This is a genomic window from Pedobacter punctiformis, from assembly GCF_027213715.1.
GTDB classification, from domain to species: domain Bacteria; phylum Bacteroidota; class Bacteroidia; order Sphingobacteriales; family Sphingobacteriaceae; genus Pedobacter; species Pedobacter punctiformis.
Window position 1 is genome coordinate 685485 of record NZ_JAPWGM010000001.1, and the last position, 19454, is coordinate 704938.

Genomic DNA, 19454 nt, shown 5'->3' on the forward strand with positions numbered 1-19454 from the left:
ATTAAATTTACTAATCATCAGCCATTTGGATAACCAGTAAAAACAATTAACGAATTAACCAGTTACACCATAAAATTAAATAGTACCAATGAAGAAAATAGGGATTTTATTCGGCCAGGAGCGCTCTTTTCCTGAGGCCGTAATTGAAAGGATTAATCAAAAAGCAGAGAAAGGCATTACTGCCGAGGCTGTTAAAATCGATAAAATATTTCAGAATGCTCCTTTAGATTATGCGGTAATCATCGACCGTATTTCGCAGGACGTTCCTTTTTACAGAGCATCACTTAAAAATGCAGCCATTACCGGAACTGCTGTAATTAACAACCCTTTTTGGTGGAGTGCTGATGAAAAGTTTTTCAATAATGCACTTGCAGAACAAATTGGTGTGCCTGTTCCGAAAACAGCATTGATTCCATCCAGAGAACACCCAACAGGAACCACAGGCGAATCTTTTTCAAACCTGGCCATGCCTTTAGATTGGGACGCAATTTTTGAATACACCGGATTTCCGGCTTATATGAAACCTTATGATGGTGGCGGATGGAGAGATGTTTATAAATTGCACGATAAGGAAGATTTCTTTGCTAAACATTCTGGTACTGAACAACTGGTTATGCTTTTACAGGAAGAAATCATCTTTGACGAATATTTCAGATGTTATTGTATTGGTGGCAAACATGTGCGCATTATGCAATACGATCCACGAAACCCACATCATTTAAGATATGCGGTTGAAAAAGCGCCATCAAGTGCTAAACTTTTAAAAACAGTTGAAGAGTATACCCTTAAACTTTGTAATTACTTAGGCTATGATTTTAATACCGTAGAATTTGCAGTACGCGACGGTGTGCCTATTGCAATAGATTTCTGTAATCCGGCACCAGATGCTGACGTTAAAAGCGTTGGACAGGAAAACTTCGACTGGGTAGTGGAAACGACGGCTAATTATGCCATTGAAAGAGCTAAAGCACAAAAACCTGGTCAGGATAACTTAACCTGGGGCGAATACATTAAAGCCTCTGTTGCCGGAAAGCCTTTAGTTGTACAAGCAAACAAACCCGCAGCAGCAAAACCTGTTGCAGCTAAAGTAACAAAAGAAAAAGCTCCGGCTAAACCCAAAAAAGCCGCTGAGAAGAAATAACCAAGGGATTTAAATTAAATGAGCATCAGGATGAATGAATTCACGCTTGGCGTAGAGGAAGAGTACATGGTAGTTGATCCCGTTACCAGGGAACTAACCTCGCACGACCAAAAAATTGTTGAGGCTGCACAAAAAATACACAAAGACCAGGTTAAAGCAGAAATGCACCAGGCTGTTGTTGAGGTGGGTACGGGCATTTGCCGGACCACAGAAGAAGCACGTAAAGAAATTTCACAGCTTCGTTATACCGTATCACAACTGGCTGGCGAACAAGGCTTGCGTATTGGTGCTGCAGGAACACACCCATTTTCGCATTGGGAAAAACAATTAATTACCGAACATCCCCGCTATAATGAAATTGTTAATGAGCTGCAGGAAGCTGCCCGCTCGAACTTAATTTTTGGTTTACATGTGCATGTTGGCTTTCAATCCCGCGAGCTGGCTATCCACATTGCTAACCAGGTCAGATATTTTTTACCGCACGTTTTTGCCTTATCAACCAATTCGCCGTTTTGGGAATCCAGAAACACCGGTTACAAATCTTTTAGAACCAAAATTTTTGATAAATTTCCACGTACAGGTATTCCTGATATTTTTAACAGTATTGAAGATTACGACAACTACGTAAAACTGCTGATTAAAACCAATTGCATGGATAATGCAAAGAAAATTTGGTGGGACATTCGTGTACATCCATTTTTTGATACGGTAGAATTCCGCATTTGCGATTGCCCGATGCTGATTGATGAAACAATGGCTTTCACTGCTTTATTTCAGGCATTATGTGCCAAACTGTATAAACTTCGTTTACAAAACATGGAGTTTATAAGTTATTCAAGAGCTTTAATTAACGAGAATAAATGGCGTGCCGCACGTTATGGAATTGATGGCAATTTGATCGATTTTGGTAAAGAAATGGAAGTAAATTGCCGCAACCTGGTGTTGGAACTGCTTGATTTTGTGGATGATGTTGTGGATGAATTAGGCTGCAGAAATGACATTAATTATGTGCATAAAATATTGGAACATGGCACAGGCGCCGACAGACAGTTGGCAGTTTACGAACAAACTGGTAACTTTGAATCTGTTGTAGATTATATTACTAATCAAACACTTATAGGCGCAAGTAATTAAAAATGGATAAATTTAGATTAAAGGTCGCCGTTATTGACTTAAATAACGGCGCTCCTAATCAGGGAATGCGGGGAATTCAGGAGATTTTATCCCGTTTTAAAGAAGAACACAATATTGACCTTTCTTTCGATATTTTCGATTTAAGACAGAAAGGCGAAATACCGGGTATTGACTACGATGCTTATATTTCAAGCGGTGGCCCGGGCAGTCCGGTTGAAAGCAAAGGCGAAAAATGGGAGAATGATTTCTTTCACCTGCTGGATCAGATCGAAGCTTTTAATGAGGCCAATGATGAACAGAAAAAGTATGCATTTTTAATTTGCCACTCTTTTCAACTGGCTTGCCGGAAATATAATTTAGGCAATGTAACAGAGAGAAGATCAAATGCTTTTGGTATTTTCCCGATTACGCTGACAGAGGAAGGTGAAAAAGATGAAATATTTGATGGCATCACCAATCCTTTTTTCTCTGTTGACAGTCGCGACTGGCAGGTAATCGAGCCAAATTTAGAAGCTTTTGAAGCAAAAGGAGCAAAATTATTAGCCATAGAAAAAGAGCGTAAACATGTAAATCTGGAGCGCTGTATGATGTCTATTCGTTTCACAAATGAAATTATCGGCACTCAGTTTCACCCGGAGGCAGATCCCGTAGGGATGAAAATGTACCTGCTTCAGGACGAAAAGAAAAAGGTGATTATCGATACTCATGGTGAAGAAAAATATTTCGATATGCTAAACAGTCTGGATGATCCGGCAAGAATTGTACTTACACAAAGTGTTATTCTGCCAAACTTTTTAAATAAAGCAATCGGAAATCTCCAGGAGGCATAAACTCAAAACACTTGCAATAAAAGCATTTAAAATTAAGGTAATAATCATTACGGGCTGCGGAACAACTAGAGATCAATCCAAAACGGAAGGTTGTTTTGTGCCCCGCAGTGAGGTAAAATTTATATAATATTCCATGATACCTGCTCAAAGACAAAAATATAATCAGGAATTTACAGCAGAAAAGTATGAGAAATTCATGCAAGAGCTTCAGGCAGATTATCCTGAAATTCCATTCAGAGTTGCAGAAACACCTATTTTCATTCCAAAAGCATTAAAAGAAAAGCTAATTGCAGCAGGAAATGAAATTGTGTCCCTGATTAAACAGCCTAATTTTAAAGCCTTAACGCAAAATGCAATTCCTGCACAATGGAATGTACCCAATGAGAATGATCAACCGCACTTTTTGACCTTCGATTTTGGGATTTGTAAAAATGAAGCAGGAGAATTAACTCCTATGCTAATCGAAATGCAGGGATTTCCATCGCTTTATGGTTTTCAAATCCACCTTGCAAACACTTACCGTGAATCTTTTGATTTGGATAACACCACAAGTCATTATTTAAATGGATTCGATGAAGAAAAATATACCGGTCTGCTAAAAAAAGTTATTCTTGGTAAACACCAGCCGCATGAAGTTGCCTTAATGGATGTAGATGCGCTAAACCAAAAAACAGCCATTGATTTCTTGGTTACTCAAAAAATGCTGGGCATTAAAATCTTAGCCCTTGAAGAAATTAAACAGGTAGGAAAACAACTTTTTTATGAAGAAAATGGCAAATTAATTCAACTTAAAAGAATTTACAACCGCCTTATTTTTGATGAAGTTGCCGAAAACACAGCCATTTTTAAAAACAGCTTCGACCCAAGGCAGGAGCTGGATATAGAATGGGTAACACATCCAAACTGGTTTTATCGGATCAGTAAATACACCATGCCATTTTTAGACAGCGAATTTGTACCCGAAACCCGTTTTTTGAACCAGGTAGATAGCATTCCGGCAGATTTGGAGAATTATGTATTAAAGCCATTATTTTCTTTTGCCGGCATGGGTGTTATTATCGATGTAAACGAAGCTGACATTAAAGGCATTAAGGATCCTGAAAATTGGATACTACAACGAAAAGTGAGTTATGAACCTGCTGTACAATCTTTGGATGGAGGTGTAAAAGCCGAAATCAGGTTAATGTACTTATGGGCAGATGGTGAAGAGCCTCAGCTTTGCATTAATTTGGGCCGGTTAAGCCGCGGCAAAATGATAGGCGTTCGGTACAATGCAGATTTCGACTGGGTTGGTGGTACCATTGGTTTTATGGAACAATAACAATATCGCGAATAAAGGCCTGGTTAAATTGCCAATTAAAATTACATTGATTTGAACACAAAAAGGCAATAGCCACGTATATTTGTATTATGAGTATTCAAACCATATTAGTCTTTTTACTTTTTGCGGTAGCATTAGTGTATGTTGGCCGCATGGTTTATAAATCGGTACAGGTTAAAAAAGATGGCTGCGGCGGCAATTGCAAATGCGGTGTAGATTTTTCTGATATTAAACCTGAAAAGAAGTAATTTCTATTCTTTATGATCGATCAGTTTAAAAATTACCTTCAGGAAAAAATAGATTTAACTGATGAACAGTTTAACAGCATTTCTTCACCACTTCGCGTAAAAAAGTTCGAGAAGAATGAAATCATACAGTACAAAGGAGACATTTTTAAATATGGTTTTTTTGTAGGCAAAGGTTTATTAAGAGCCTATTCTATCGATTCTAAAGGCAAAGAGCATATTTTACAATTTGCGCCGGAAAAGTGGCTGATTTCGGACCGCAATAACATGGTGAATGAACCGTCTATATTTTTTATCGATGCCATTGAAAATACAGAAGCTATATTATTGCCAAATGATTTTTTAGCTGAGGCTGCCCGAAAAGTTCCTTGTTTACTTGCCTTAAATGTAACCATGCTTAATAACTCAATTCGTTTTATGCAAAAACGAATCAATATGTTATTGAGTGCAACTGCAGAAGAAAGGTATCTTGATTTTATAAAACTTTATCCAAATCTTACGCTTCGCGTTCCGCAATGGATGATTGCTTCTTATTTAGGCATTACTCCTGAATCGTTAAGCAGGGTTCGTAAAGAGTTGGCAAATAAACACTTCCGACCTTAACATTAACCTCATAATGAATCGGTTACCAAACAAATAAATATTTAATTTAGTTGTTTACCCCATATTTCTTTCTATCCTCTCATTACTTATCATACATCAATTCTCACTTGAACATCCCGCTGTACTTTTGTGTTGTAAATATTAAACAATCTAATATTAAAAGATATGGCAACTACAAAATGGGTTTTAGACCCAACGCACAGCGAATTACAATTTAAAGTAAAACACTTAATGATTACTACTGTAACGGGTAGTTTAAAATCTTTCTCGGCAGATTTAACTTCTGAAGGTGATGAGTTTGAAAATGCTCAAATTTCTTTCAAAGGTGACATCAATTCTATTGATACGGGTAATACAGATCGTGACAATCACTTGAAAAGCGATGATTTCTTTGATGCAGAAAAATTTGCACACATCGAATTCAAATCAAATTCAGTAGAAAAAGATGGCAGTGATTACATCGTTAAAGGTGACTTAACCATAAAAGGCGAAACAAAACCGGTAAAATTAACAGCCGAATTTGGCGGTATTGCAACAGATCCATGGGGTAATACAAAAGCAGGTTTTACTTTAAGCGGCAAAATCAACCGTTCAGAATTTGGTTTAACCTGGAATGCGGCCTTAGAAACCGGCGGTGTTATGGTGAGTGAAGAGGTTCGCATATTGGGCGAATTACAATTTGTAAAACAAGCATAGTTTGCATACTCAGTCTGCATTTAGCAGGCTGATTTAAATTTTCCATGGAGGTAATGATGGAAACAAAAATAAAAGGAATAAAAAATATCTTAAAAGCACCCGCCCCACATATGGTTGGCGATGGCTTTAGAGTCCATAACTTTTTCCCAGGCGGTTATGAAATCAACATGAGTCCATTTTTTTTATTGGATTATGGCTCAAAAATAGAATTCTCTGCCCGTAAAGAACCCAGAGGTGTTGGTGTTCACCCGCACCGCGGTTTTGAAACCGTAACCATTGCCTATCACGGGGCGGTAGCGCATCAGGATAGTACAGGCAACAGCGGAATTATTTATCCTGGTGACGTACAATGGATGACGGCAGCCAGTGGCATTTTACATAAAGAATATCATGAAGAAGCGTACAGTTTAGCAGGTGGTCCTTTTCAAATGGTACAATTATGGGTTAATTTGCCTGCTAAGGATAAAATGAGCAAGCCGAAATACCAGGCCATTAAACAAGCCGATATGGCGGTATTCAATTTACCCGCCGATGGAGGTAAAATTGAAGTAATTGCTGGCAATTATAAAGGCATAAAAGGTAATGCAGATACTTTTACCCCAATAGAGCTATATAATGCCCGCTTAAATAAAGGTGGCAAGGCAACGCTTAGTTTTCCGGCTAATTTTAATACAGGCTTCGTTATTATTGAAGGCACAGTAAAAATTAATGATGAACAGGAAGTAAAGGTTAATGATTTTGTTCATTTTAAAAATGAAGGAGAAGAAATTACCATTGAAGCCTTAGAAGATAGCATTATTTTGGTTTTAAGCGGTGAGCCTATTAATGAACCCATCAAACAATATGGTCCATTTTTAATGAATACCGAAGCAGAAATTCATCAGGCAATTTCTGATTATAACCAGGGCAAATTTGGATACCTGGAAGAATAAGGAAGGTTTAATAAATTATATATTTTCAGCCGGCATGTTTTTAATGTGCCGGCTTTTTTTATTTCCCTATATGATGAGTTGACATTTAGATTGTGCGTTAACCAGAACATCGGTTTAAAACCCAAGCAAACCAATGCTTCATTCAATCTTCATCTGGTTTATTCAATTTTGTTAAATAAAATCAGATCAGAAAAAATGTCCGGAAAACAAATCTTTCAAACTGAGACTAAAAGACGCTGGCATACTTTTACCTGGGTAAGCAGAACTTTATTTTTAGTCTTCATTATCGCCATCATTTGCGTTGCTTATACCCTATCTTCTGTACAAGCCCCGAATTTACCTTTTATCAATACCAATACACCGCTTACTCAAAAGCAATTAGACCGCTTAAAGAAATCGCAACAGTATAAAGATTTTAGCATTCTAAAATCTAAGCTACAGAAGATCAAAAAAGATCGTGAACATAGAATACTGACTAAACACGGCGACAATAAACGCATTAACATGGCCTTTTACGTAAGCTGGGCTGGAATTAAAGATAAATCTTTGTCTAACCTAAAGCGCAACATCGGTCATTTGGATATGGTTGCAACAGAATCTTTTTTCCTAAACGGCGATTCTATTGTAGATAAAGCCGACACTGCGGCATTAAGGGTTATTAAAGAAGGAAAAAAAGCTGCAATTGCGGTTGTATCCAACTACCATACAGATCACTGGGATGGTGAAGCAGTTAGAAGACTTTTAAATAATTCAACAGCCCAACAGCAACTCATTAGCAACCTGATTAAAATTACAAAGAAACATGGTTTTAAAGGTATAAACATTGATTTTGAAGAACTAAATCTTGAAAACAGTAATGCCTTTAACAACTTTATGAAAAATCTGTACACACAGTTTCATAACGAAAAGCTAATTGTTTCTCAGGATATTTCACCAGAAAACGATGATTATAAGCCGGAAATACTACAGCATTACAATGATTATATTGTTTTAATGGCTTATGATCAGCACAATGATCAAAGCAATGCCGGCGATATCTCTCATCAGGAATGGGTTGAAGATAAACTGGATGACATTTGCAGTAAGGTAGATGCCAGCAAAGTTATTCTGGCACTGGCTTGTTATGGCTATGACTGGCCAAATAAGAGCGTTGGCGTCCCTGTTACTTATGAAGAGGCCATAACCAATGCTGTTAACTATAAAAGTACGATCAATTACGATCCTGCTTCGGCAAATTTAAATTACAATTATAAAGATGCCAGCGGAATAAGGCATGATGTTTATTTTACTGATGCTGCAACAAATTTTAATTTAATCCGTAAAGCAGATGACTGGGGTATTGCCGGTATTGCATTATGGCGCCTGGGATCAGAGGATAAACGATTGTGGCAGTTTATTTCTGACGATTTAAGTTTAGATTCTTTAAAAAAGAAACCTGTTGATTTACGCAAAATTTCGGCTTTGGTTATGGGTGGTATATCTTACGTCGGTAATGGAGAAATTCTTGATCTGGTATCCACACCAGCTCCGGGTAGTGTTAAGTTTACTTTAGATAAAAGCAATTTTACTATCGCAGATCAGAAATACACCCGCCTGCCTTCACAATATGTAATTAAACGTTTTGGTGAAGCAGATAAAAAAATTGCCTTAACCTTTGATGATGGACCCGATCCGGTTTATACGCCGCAGGTATTGGATATATTAAAAAGAGAAAAAGTACCCGGCTGTTTCTTCGTAGTGGGCATTATGGCCGAAAAAAACATGGAACTGCTCAGACAGGAATATAACGATGGTTATGAAATTGGAAACCATACTTTTTTCCATCCTGACATGTCGGCAATTGGCCCGCACAGGGTTAAGTTTGAATTGAATGCCACACGCCGCATCATTGAGTGCGTAACCGGACATAGTACTATTTTATTCAGAGCACCTTTTAATGCGGACGCCGAGCCACAAAATATTTCAGAAATTTTACCGGTAGCACAAAGCAGAAAGGAAAACTACATCAATATTGGGGAATATATAGATCCTGAAGATTGGGAACCGGGAAAAACAGCGGATCAAATCTTTAATGAGGTTGTGAAACAGCAAGATAACGGTAATATTTTATTATTGCATGACGCTGGTGGAAACCGCGAAGCGACTGTTGAAGCTTTACCAAGAATTATAAAATTCTTTAAACAAAAGGGTTATACTTTCACTACTGTTGGTGATTTAATGGGTAAAAAAAGATCTGAGTTAATGCCTGCGGTTAAATCAAGCGCCAACACCGGTTTTACAGGTTCGAGCGATTACCTGTTTCTTAGTTTTTTTTATTATGCCAATATCTTTTTAAATATTGTTTTTACCATTGCAATTGTACTGGCTATACTGCGTACCATTTTCATTGCCTACCTGGCAATCAGGCAAAAAAGAAAAGCTAAATTGAATGCACATTTGCTTGTTAAAAACCCATCAGAGAAAGTGAGTATCATTATTCCAGCCTATAACGAAGAAGTAACCGCTATCCAAACTATAAGAAGTTTATTAAAAACAACTTATTCTAATTTCGAATTAATTTTTGTTGATGACGGATCTAAGGACAGCACATTTGAAATGGTGAACAACGAGTATGGAAACCATCCTCAGGTAAAGGTTTTCCGCAAAGAAAACGGCGGCAAGGCTTCGGCTTTAAACTATGGTATAACTCAGGCCAGCGCCGATTATATTGTTTGTATTGATGCCGATACTCAGCTTAAAACCGATGCCGTTACCGAGCTGATGCGTTATTTTTACGATGAAAAAATTGCCGCCGTTGCAGGTACCGTTAAAGTTGGTAATGCGCACAATATCATTACCAGATGGCAGTCTATCGAATATATTACTGCTCAGAATATGGATAGAAGAGCATTCGACCTGTTAAACACCATTACGGTAGTTCCGGGTGCAATTGGTGCTTTCAGAAAATCCATGGTACTGGAAATTGGTGGTTTTACCATCGATACCCTTGCTGAAGACTGTGATTTAACCATGCGTGTTTTAAGAGCAGGTTATACTGTTAAAAACTGCTCAACAGCTGTGGCTTATACCGAAGCACCCGAAACGGTAAACATGCTTTTAAAACAACGTTTCCGCTGGAGTTTTGGGGTAATGCAAAGTTTCTGGAAAAACAGAAAAACATTGCTGAATAAAAAATATGGTTATTTTGGAATGATAGGAATGCCGAATATATTGATCTATCAAATTATTCTGCCGCTATTTTCGCCATTGGCAGATTTCTTTATGCTCATTTCTTTAATTAGTGGTCTGTTTTCACTTGGCGCAATTAATAACCTAACGCTGACTGGTTTCTCCGGAATACTCAGCCTTCATAATGGTTTTGGGCAGGTATTATTTTATTACATCATCTTCATTATTGTAGATATGGTGTTTGCTGCCATTGCTTTTAAAATGGAAAATGAAAAGTATAAAAATTTGCTTTACATCTTTCCGCAAAGGTTTTTCTGGAGACAATTGATGTATATCGTTTTATTCCGCTCGTTCCGTAAAGCGATAAAAGGAGAACTGGAAACCTGGGGAACTTTAAAAAGAACAGGAAATGTAAAAGAAGCTGTAGCCTGATCTGTAAAAGAATTATTCCTGATGAAAATCGGGATAAGTAACCTAAACGGATAAGTATTGATTAAGTCTTTTTGTGAAGCAGGGCCTGGCTTTCTTTTGAAAGTCAGGCCCCGCTTTATGCTATATCCCCGAAGAAAAATCGGGGGATGCCGCTTCAATCGTGTTTAAATAACGTTGGGTAGTACAAAAACATTAAAGCGGTCGTCATTGCGAGGCACGAAGCAATCTTAAAGCGGTTGTTTGTAAAGCAGCAACATTGTTTATAAACCCGATCTGAGTGGATGTACCGATTCTTCCATCGGGACAGAAACGGGAGCGGGACTACATTAAGCGAAAAGCTAGTGTCTGTTCATTTCCTAGTTATTATTTAAATTGGAATTGTCAAACAGTTTTTCCGTCCATAAACTCCTTCAACAAGCATCAGGATAACCAATCTATATTTACGAGAGTACTTTGATTCTAATTTATGGCCGCTCTATCAGGCAAACTGCATAAGCAACTACACCTTCTTCCCGCCCGATAAAACCCATTTGCTCATTAGTGGTCGCTTTGATGGAAATATCTTCTGTAGAAATGCCAATCGCATCTGCAATGTGTTGTTGCATTGCCGGAATATGCGGATTAATTTTTGGCGCTTCCAAACAAAGCATTGCATCTATATTACCCACCTGCCAGTTTTTCTCGGTCAATAATTTTACAGTCTCTTTTAATAAAACCAGGCTGCTGATTCCTTTCCAGCGGTCATCCGTATTTTTAAAATGAAAACCGATATCACGCAGGTTTGCGGCTCCTAAAAGGGCATCACAGATGGCGTGCAGTAAAACATCGGCATCAGAATGACCAAATGCACCTTTATGATGTTCTAACGTTACTCCGCCAACCACAAAAGGGTGCTGATCTTTTAATTGATGGACATCAAATCCAAAACCGACTCTAATTTTCATAAATAAATATTATTTGTGGTCAATAAGCTTAATAATTAAGCTCGCCAAAACCACTGGAACTTACTTTTTTAATTCCTTTTTGTCGCCAAAGTTAAACAAAAGACTAAAACGTAAGGTATTGGCCAAAGGACTTGTTTGTGAATTTGCTACGAGATAGGCAAAATCGATATTAAAAACATTGTATTTTAAACCTGCGCCTAAAGTAAAATAGCGGCTATCGCCCTTCATTGGGTTCTGATAATTATAACCAGCCCTTAATGCAAATTGCTGATTATACCAGTACTCTAAACCTGTAGAAATACCTACTTCTTTTAATTCTTCATTAAAGCCGCCCGGCGCATCACTAAATGAACCAAAAATACCGGCAGGAACTGATCTGTTTGGATCTTTTCCACTTATAATGTTATTATTCGAATCGTATATAGGTTGCGTGGGTACCAGCAGTTTATTAAAATCAAGTGCTAAAGTAAAGGTACTCAAATCGTCAATAGCAATGGTTGATGCCCCGCCAAGTTTAAAATTTGTTGGCAAAAAGAAATTTGCCCCCCCATCAGAATAACTCATTTTGGTGCCAATATTTGAAATATTTGCCCCGGCAGATAAGATCATATTCTTACCGAACATCATGGTCGATGTTTTGTATAATCCGGCAATATCTACCGCAAGCGCATTGCCGGCATGAACCTGCCCGGTGGAGGAGAATTGTCCGCTGGCGAGGTTAGAATATATGTACCTTACAGAACTGCCCAGTGAAAACTCCTTTCCAAAAGTTCGTGCAAAGGTTACATCAAAAGCCAGTTCATTGGGACTCGAAATACCCAAATCCTGCTGATTAATATCTGTTAGCTGAATTTGCCCTAAAGAAAAATACCTTAAAGAAGCGCCTATTGTATTGCGGTCATCTAGTTTATAAAAACCACCTAAATAAGCAAGGTTAATATCCGGAACCAAACTTTTTAACCAGGGACTGTATGAAATAGAGAAACCGTAAGGCTTATCTAAAAACGCAAGTTTGGCAGGATTGATACTTGCGGAATTTACATCACCCGGTACCGCAACACCTGCATCGCCCATTGCACCTGCCCGCGCATCAGGTGTGATGAGCATAAAAGGTACGGCTGTAATGATGTTATTTGATTCACTCCCATTGGTTTGGGTACCTCCAATAGTAACTTGTGCATTTGATTTACCAAACACCAAAACCATTGAGATTGCAGAAAAAGCAAGTTTACTGAGGTACTTGAGATTCATCCTTGAAGGTACGTATATTTTAGATCTTGGTATTAGTATTAATTGGGGATTATTTAAGAAACGTAAATTAATAATTAATATTTTAATTTGCGTTTACAATTCGTAAAAAAACACTAACTAAACCTACAACTGAAACTAACCTGCTGAATGAGTGGTAATTACAGCCGACCATGCATTTAAAAGATTAAGCGTAATTAGTTTATAGTCATTTCAGGAATGCGATTATAAATACAAATCGTTACACCGCATAAACAATCACATTCCTGAAAAGGATCAGATTAATTCTTTTTTCTAAACAAGCCGTTCAGTTTATCCGCTATTGCATCTTTCACTTTCTCAGTAGCTTTAGCTTTTAGAGTATCTGCTTTGGCCTGTCCTTTAGCCTGAAGTTCGGCTTTCTTATCTGCAATTATGCTATTCACAGCATCTTTAGCTGCTGTTTTTGTATCACCCGCACCATATTTCAAATTAATGGTAGGCTTTAAAAAAGTTCCGCCTAAAACCGCATTTACTTTAATCGTTTCGCTCATGGATACATTGGTACCTGCCTTGCTGTTTAATTTGGCAATCATAGCATTCGCCGTTTCATTTGCTTTTGCACCCAGCATGGCACGTGGTAAATTTAAGCCCAGGTTATAATCCATCGTTTGATCCAATCCGTTAGAACCTTGTACATTCATCACTACGCCATCTTTTTTAATATCAAACGGGGCAACATTTAAACGGCCATCTTTTATTTTAAACTTAGTGATTACATTATTCAGTTCCAGTTTTTTAAATTTATCTGAGCTCAGTGTTGAAGCCAGTTTATTTAAAGGTTCAAAACCATCAACAACGGCCTGGATAATATTGGTTAATCCATCTGCATTAATTGTAGAATAAACCGGCATCATATGCTGATCCAAATCTGAATTAAATTTAAGGTTTGTAGAGAAAACCCCTTTAGCAAATTTGGCTACCGGAGCAAGCAATTTTACCGTATTGAAAGCACCAAATGCTTTTTGAATATCCATTTTCTCAATACCAAAATTAATATCAACCTTTGGCGATTTAGGATTAACGGTGGCATACGAGCCATTCATTTTCACGGTACCATCTAACATATTCATAGACATGTTTTCAAAATGAACTGTTTTATTTTTTACCAGCAAAGTACCTCTGGCGTTAGAAATATCATAGTTATCATATAAAATTCTACCCGCATTAGCAGCCATAGTAAAATCTATATTGCCCGGTACTTCAAATACTGAAAGTTGAGATGAAGTTTTCGAATCTGTCTTTTCTGTTGCGGCCTTAGGACCAACCAACTCATTAACATCAAGCAAATTAGATCTTAAATTAAAATTACCCTGCAGCGGTTGGTTCTTTTTAAAGAAATAACTTAAATAATTATTAAGTGATCCATTGGCTGCAAAATCACTTTTACCCACTTTAGCGGTCAAATTGCTTAAAGTAATGTTTTTAGGGCTAAAAACCATTTTTGCTGTTGGTACACTTACGGGCATTGGTACATTTTTACCTGAATAATTAAAATTACTAGCCAAAACTTGTCCTGAAGCTTTAAAAGCATCATACTGTCCTTTATCTATCGATGATTTTCTTCCGGCCGCTTGCACATCAGCATCTAAAATTCCGCTCAAAGTCATATCTTTCATCGGAAAAATAGTGGTTAATTGCTTTAAATCTAATTTTCCTTTTAAAGCCATATCCACAAAAGGATCTGTTACCGGGTTTTTCACCAACAACCTCCCATCTACCGGAACCTGCCCAAATTCTAAGTGAAATGCGGGTACGTTAACAACAGTGTGATCGATTACCCCATCAGGATTACTGATTTGAGATTTTACCTGGATATTATTAATTGCCGAAGGCAAAGAAGGGTATTTTATTTTACCATTTTCGATAGACAAATTCACATCGAACGCCGGCAGCGACTTATCATTATAAATACCTTTTGCCGTTCCGTTCATGGCAAACTTTCCGGTAGCCTCCATATCTTTGAAATTGGCTGCATAAATTGCCGGAATTAAAGAAAGGAAGTTTTTTAGCTCAGATTGCTTGGCGTCAAATTTAAAATCCATCACCATATCTTTTTCATTTGGCATAGCCAGATAACCCACAGCAGATAAGATGAGTTCATTCAGTTTAATTTTATTTTCAGCAAAAGTAAACTTCATGTTTTTCATATCCATTTCAATCGGCAAGTCAGCGTCAAGCTTTACTTTGTTTAAATATGGAATACCACCATATTTAACCGTTAATTTTTCAATATCTGATTGCGTTTTTAGAGTGAAAAGATCCTGAGTAAAATCTCCTTTTCCGGTATGGTTTAAATTATTCAGTTCCATAAAGAAACCCATAGAAGCATCGTCATAAATTACATTTCCGTTTTCGATGGCATATTTTTGTAAAGCAACCTTAAAAGCCGTTGCAGCAGTGTCCGTTTTAGCGGTAACACTATCTTTCTTCATAATGTCCCAATTGGCTTTACCACTTTTTAAAACCTTTGCTAAAATATTAGGTTCATCCAGATTAATGGATTTAATCTGATAAGTTTTTCCGCTTAACACGCTTAATAAATTAACATTTAATTGCAATTGTTTAACATTTGCCAATGTATCTTTAGCAAAACTATCTACACCAACAATGGTGAGGTTGTTGATTTTAATGCCCAGATTGGGGAAAGAAGTAATCAAACTTAAATCAAGATCTTTAAAATCGACCTTAGCATTTACGCGATTATTGATAGAAGATTTGATTTTAGCATCTATTTCCTTTTTAAAAAACATTGGAATAGCGGCTGCAACAATGAAAAGGAGCGCAAATAAGGTGATAAGTACGATGGAAACTTTTTTAAGCATGATATAATCTTTATACGAAATTAATATTTGGATGTAGATCAACACAATAAACGAACCAAAACATATAAGCCTTATTATTAAAAGGTTATAAAAAAACACATAAAGAACGGCCTTAACACAATACCGGATAAAATATTACGTTATGGGTTAAAAATTATATTCAATATTTTGTTATCGCAAAGTTTATTAAAATCGTATAAATTTGCTTAATTTTATCAATTGATTGCCTACAGGCAATATTCCATAGTATCATATGAAAAAACTATTACTATATTCTTTTACTTGTTTATCGCTTATCGGCATGCTTTCGGGTTGCAGTAACTCTAAAAATGCAAATAGGTCCAGTAAAACGGGTATTCCTTATGCAGATAAGAAAAACAAAACCTATGGCAGCTTTGCTGTTGCTACGAAATACAAACGTGCTCCCGGACCTGGATTAATTCCGATTGAAGGTGGTGTGTTAGTTGTAGGTGGTAGTGCAATTGAGGTTGCAGGTGTAGAGCCAAGCATTTACAATTACAAAAGACAGGTTACGGTTCCTTCATTTTATATGGATGAAACGGAAGTTTCAAATACCGATTGGTTAGAATATTTACACTGGATTAGAGTAAGTTACCCTGAAGACCGTGAGTATTATTATAATGAATTACCGGATACTTTGGTATGGCGCAGAGCTTTATCTTATAATGAACCTTATGTTGAAAATTATTTAAGACACCCTGCGTATCGTGATTATCCGGTAGTTGGTGTTTCCTGGGAGCAGGCTTCGCGTTTCTGCGAATGGAGAACTTCTCAGGCAAATGAGTTTATTTTACGTGAAAAAGGCATCTTAACAGACTATAAAACACTTGCAGGTGGCAATACCGGTCGTGGAAATAACAGCACTACCGCTGCAACCACCAGACCAGATAAACCTTTCAATACTGACGCGTACTTAAACGGTCAGTATGATGACAGAGGTAAAAATGCCCCTAAAGATTATAATGCCGCTGCCGGTGCTTCAATTGGAGCAGCAGGAGGCCGTGGAGGTGCAGTTCCTACCAGAAATGCAACTTTAGAAGATGGTGTAATTATGCAACCTTACCGTTTGCCAACGGAGGCTGAATGGGAGTATGCTGCTTTAGGTTTAATTGGTAATACGGAATATGAAAACATCAACCAAAATAAAATTTACCCATGGAATGGCTTGGGCGTTAGTTCTCCTAAGAAGAAAACCAGAGGTTTGATTCAGGCCAACTTTAAAAGAGCATCAGGAGATTACATGGGTGTTGGAGGCTCTTTAAATGATAAGGGAGATTTAACTGTTCCGGTTATTTATTATGCTCCAAATGATTTTGGTTTATACAATATGGCTGGTAATGTTAACGAATGGGTTAATGATGTTTATCGTACGGCTACATTTACCGATGCTGACGCTTTTAACCCTTATCGTGGTAACCAGTTTCAGGATAAACAATTAGTTGATGCTGCTAACGGTAAAATTGCTTTAGATAAATATGGCAAACCGATTAAAGAAAATGCTTATTCAGGCAAAAAATTAACCTGGGCTGAGAAACAAGCACTTGCAAAAAGAGCAGATTCTATTGCTAAATCTCCGGATCCGAAAGCACCTGTTACCGCGTATCAGGCTGACGAAAGGGGTTACCGCGACAGACAAAACAAATTGTTAAACGAAGAAGGTGTTTCTTTAGTTAACGATAAATCGAGAGTTTATAAAGGTGGTTCATGGAATGACATGGCTTACTGGTTAAACCCTGCAACCCGCCGTTTCTTACAACAGGATGAATCATCAGCAGAAGTTGGTTTCCGTTGTGCAATGACAATGCTTGGTGCACCTGAAATTAGCACCAAAGGCAAAAGAGAATTTAAAAGTGCTGTGCCCAAACCTTTCAGGGTTAGCAAAAGCAGATAATATAAAAGCCCCGATTTTACGTCGGGGCTTTCTTTTTTAAACAATATTTAAAATCCGTTTTACTTGAACTGAATTAAAACCTGGTTCTTTTCTACTTTATCACCTTGTTTTACCAAAATCTTTTTAACAATACCATCCGTTGAAGATTTAAGGATATTCTCCATTTTCATGGCTTCCAGTACCAGTAAGTTATCTCCTTTTTTCACTTCTGCACCCTCTGCAACTATTACATTTAAAACCAGACCGGGCATAGGTGCCTTAATCTCCGAAACTTTGCTGGTTGCCAGATTATCAAGTCCAAGTTGTTTCAAAAGCTGATCAAATTGATCCTCTACTTTAATTTTGTAACTGTTGCCATTTACTTTAATAATGCAGGTCTTTTCAGCTCTGTCTACTGCTGTAATTTCGGTATTAAAAGATTTATTCTGATACAAAACATGAGTTAAACCATTTCCTAGTGCACTCCTATCTATTTCTATAGGTGCACCATTAATTAGTAATTCTGCAGATTTAGCTTCAACCTCAAATTGAAATTTATTGTTAACTTTTACTTTATGCATGGTATTATTGTGTTAAAGCATATTGCACTAAATTTGCGCCCATTTTAAGCGCTTTTGTCCTTGTTTCCTGCGTGTCTTCCGGATAGGTACCTAAATCTTCCCAGCCATTCCCTAGATCGCATTCAAAGGTGTAATAGCAAACTACCCGTCCTTTATAAATTAAAGCAAAACCCTGAGGCCGTTTGCCATCATGTTCGTGTATTTTAGGTAAACCTCCCGGAAATTTAAATTTTTGATTATAAATGGCATGATTAGCCGGTAATTCTACAAAGTTCAGTTCAGGAAAAACCTTTTTCATTTGAGGCCTTATAAACTTATCCAAACCATAATTATCGTCTATATGCAAAAAACCTCCGCCAATTAAATATTGTCTTAAATTTTTAACTTCCTGATCGCTAAAAACAACATTTCCATGCCCGGTCATGTAAATAAAAGGATAGTTATAAATTTCTTTACTTCCAACATCAACAATGCTTTCTTCGGGATAAAAATTGGTTTTAAGGTTAGAATTACAAAAAGCAATTAAATTCGGAAGCGCTGTTCTATCGGCATACCAATCACCTCCGCCGCTGTATTTCAATTTCGCCATGCGGTAAGTTGGCACAGAACTGAAAGCTAAAAGCAAAAAACTGAAAGTGCATAGCAAAAAACAACAAAGCAAAAGCTTTATATTTTTGTTTGAAAAATGAAAATTAAAAATTGGAAACTTCAAACTAACTACCTATTAATATAATTGACCTCAAAACAAGCACTTAAAGCCGCAGTTTCGGTTCTAAGCCTGTTATCTCCTAAAGTTATGGCTTTATAGCCTTTATTCAAAGCTAAATTAACTTCATCGGGCGTAAAATCACCTTCAGGTCCAATTAATATTAAATATTTTTGATGCGGTTTTACAAGATTTGCAATAAATTCTTTTTCACCGGTATTTATACAATGTGCAATTAGCTGATCGCCTTCAAACGGAAGTTTAAGAAAATCGTTGTAGTGTATGGCTTCATTAATTACCGGATGATAAGCCTTAATTGACTGTTTTACTGCTGAAGTGATGACCTTGCTCAGGCGATCTGTTTTAACCACCCTGCGCTCAGAACGATCACAAATTAAAGGTGTAATTTCATCAATCCCCAGTTCGGTTGCCTTTTCAAGGAACCACTCCAAGCGATCGTTATTTTTTGTTGGCGCAATTGCAATGTGTAAGTAATGGTTTTGTTTGCCATACCCCAGTTCGGCCTTAACAATATTAAGCTGTACCTTTTTAGGGTTATCAGAAATAATCTCGGCGGTATAAAAACCACCTTTTCCATCTACCAGGTAAATAAGAGCACCAATAGGTAAGCGTAAAACTTTAATGCAATGTTTACTTTCTTCTTCGTTGAGTGCGTAAACGGGTTGAGTAATATCTGGCGTATAAAAAATATGCATTG

The 19454-nt window shown here is 37.2% G+C and carries 16 protein-coding genes; 10 read left to right on the forward strand and 6 right to left on the reverse strand.

Annotated features, from left to right (window positions below):
- Positions 1 to 88 precede the first annotated feature (88 nt).
- The 9 genes from O0955_RS03080 to O0955_RS03120 all read left to right on the forward strand — a co-directional run bounded on the left by O0955_RS03080 (position 89) and on the right by O0955_RS03120 (position 10502).
- The gene (locus O0955_RS03080; RefSeq protein WP_269426059.1) at positions 89 to 1141 is read left to right on the forward strand and encodes an ATP-grasp domain-containing protein; all 1053 of its coding nucleotides are present in this window, start codon (positions 89 to 91) and stop codon (positions 1139 to 1141) included.
- A gap of 30 nt (positions 1142 to 1171) precedes the next feature.
- Positions 1172 to 2275: a carboxylate-amine ligase gene (locus tag O0955_RS03085; protein WP_131538372.1), complete on the forward strand. Its 1104-nt coding sequence runs from the start codon at positions 1172 to 1174 to the stop codon at positions 2273 to 2275.
- 2 nt (positions 2276 to 2277) lie between these two features.
- On the forward strand, positions 2278 to 3105 hold the full coding sequence (locus O0955_RS03090) for a type 1 glutamine amidotransferase (protein ID WP_269426060.1): 828 nt from the start codon (positions 2278 to 2280) through the stop codon (positions 3103 to 3105).
- A gap of 133 nt (positions 3106 to 3238) precedes the next feature.
- Positions 3239 to 4426 carry a hypothetical protein gene (locus O0955_RS03095; RefSeq protein ID WP_269426061.1) on the forward strand — a complete coding sequence of 396 codons (1188 nt, stop codon included), beginning with the start codon at positions 3239 to 3241 and terminating at the stop codon, positions 4424 to 4426.
- An 89-nt stretch (positions 4427 to 4515) separates the two neighbouring features.
- Positions 4516 to 4674: a FeoB-associated Cys-rich membrane protein gene (locus O0955_RS03100; protein WP_269426062.1), complete on the forward strand. Its 159-nt coding sequence runs from the start codon at positions 4516 to 4518 to the stop codon at positions 4672 to 4674.
- Between the two features lie 12 nt (positions 4675 to 4686).
- Entirely contained in the window at positions 4687 to 5274 is a 588-nt protein-coding gene (locus O0955_RS03105; RefSeq protein WP_269426063.1) for a Crp/Fnr family transcriptional regulator, read from the forward strand.
- Positions 5275 to 5439: 165 nt separating this feature from the next.
- Positions 5440 to 5970 carry a YceI family protein gene (locus O0955_RS03110; protein ID WP_269426064.1) on the forward strand — a complete coding sequence of 177 codons (531 nt, stop codon included), beginning with the start codon at positions 5440 to 5442 and terminating at the stop codon, positions 5968 to 5970.
- A 53-nt stretch (positions 5971 to 6023) separates the two neighbouring features.
- Positions 6024 to 6902, forward strand: coding sequence for a pirin family protein (locus O0955_RS03115; protein ID WP_269426065.1), 879 nt, complete (start codon positions 6024 to 6026; stop codon positions 6900 to 6902).
- A 195-nt stretch (positions 6903 to 7097) separates the two neighbouring features.
- Entirely contained in the window at positions 7098 to 10502 is a 3405-nt protein-coding gene (locus O0955_RS03120; RefSeq protein WP_269426066.1) for a trifunctional glycoside hydrolase family 18/polysaccharide deacetylase/glycosyltransferase family 2 protein, read from the forward strand.
- 464 nt (positions 10503 to 10966) lie between these two features.
- Here O0955_RS03120 and ispF read toward each other — a convergent pair whose 3' ends face one another.
- The 3 genes from ispF to O0955_RS03135 form a co-directional block, all read right to left on the reverse strand.
- Positions 10967 to 11446: a 2-C-methyl-D-erythritol 2,4-cyclodiphosphate synthase gene (ispF, locus tag O0955_RS03125; protein ID WP_269426067.1), complete on the reverse strand. Its 480-nt coding sequence runs from the start codon at positions 11444 to 11446 to the stop codon at positions 10967 to 10969.
- Between the two features lie 60 nt (positions 11447 to 11506).
- Complete coding sequence (gene porV, locus O0955_RS03130) at positions 11507 to 12697, reverse strand: type IX secretion system outer membrane channel protein PorV (protein WP_269426068.1); 1191 nt, start codon at positions 12695 to 12697, stop codon at positions 11507 to 11509.
- 278 nt (positions 12698 to 12975) lie between these two features.
- Complete coding sequence (locus O0955_RS03135; protein ID WP_269426069.1) at positions 12976 to 15558, reverse strand: AsmA-like C-terminal region-containing protein; 2583 nt, start codon at positions 15556 to 15558, stop codon at positions 12976 to 12978.
- A gap of 253 nt (positions 15559 to 15811) precedes the next feature.
- On the opposite strand from O0955_RS03135, the gene O0955_RS03140 reads away from it, so the two are divergent.
- Positions 15812 to 17470, forward strand: a complete 1659-nt coding sequence (locus O0955_RS03140; protein WP_269426070.1) for an SUMF1/EgtB/PvdO family nonheme iron enzyme — start codon at positions 15812 to 15814, stop codon at positions 17468 to 17470.
- Between the two features lie 59 nt (positions 17471 to 17529).
- Here the strand turns inward: O0955_RS03140 and O0955_RS03145 are convergent, their stop codons facing one another.
- The 3 genes from O0955_RS03145 to O0955_RS03155 all read right to left on the reverse strand — a co-directional run bounded on the left by O0955_RS03145 (position 17530) and on the right by O0955_RS03155 (position 19452).
- Positions 17530 to 18030: an acyl-CoA carboxylase biotin carboxyl carrier protein subunit gene (locus tag O0955_RS03145; protein WP_269426071.1), complete on the reverse strand. Its 501-nt coding sequence runs from the start codon at positions 18028 to 18030 to the stop codon at positions 17530 to 17532.
- A 4-nt stretch (positions 18031 to 18034) separates the two neighbouring features.
- Positions 18035 to 18619, reverse strand: a complete 585-nt coding sequence (locus tag O0955_RS03150) for a DUF4159 domain-containing protein (RefSeq protein ID WP_269426072.1) — start codon at positions 18617 to 18619, stop codon at positions 18035 to 18037.
- A gap of 128 nt (positions 18620 to 18747) precedes the next feature.
- A complete protein-coding gene (locus tag O0955_RS03155; protein WP_269426073.1) occupies positions 18748 to 19452 on the reverse strand; it encodes a 16S rRNA (uracil(1498)-N(3))-methyltransferase in 705 nt (234 codons plus the stop codon).
- Between the last annotated feature and the right edge of the window lie 2 nt (positions 19453 to 19454).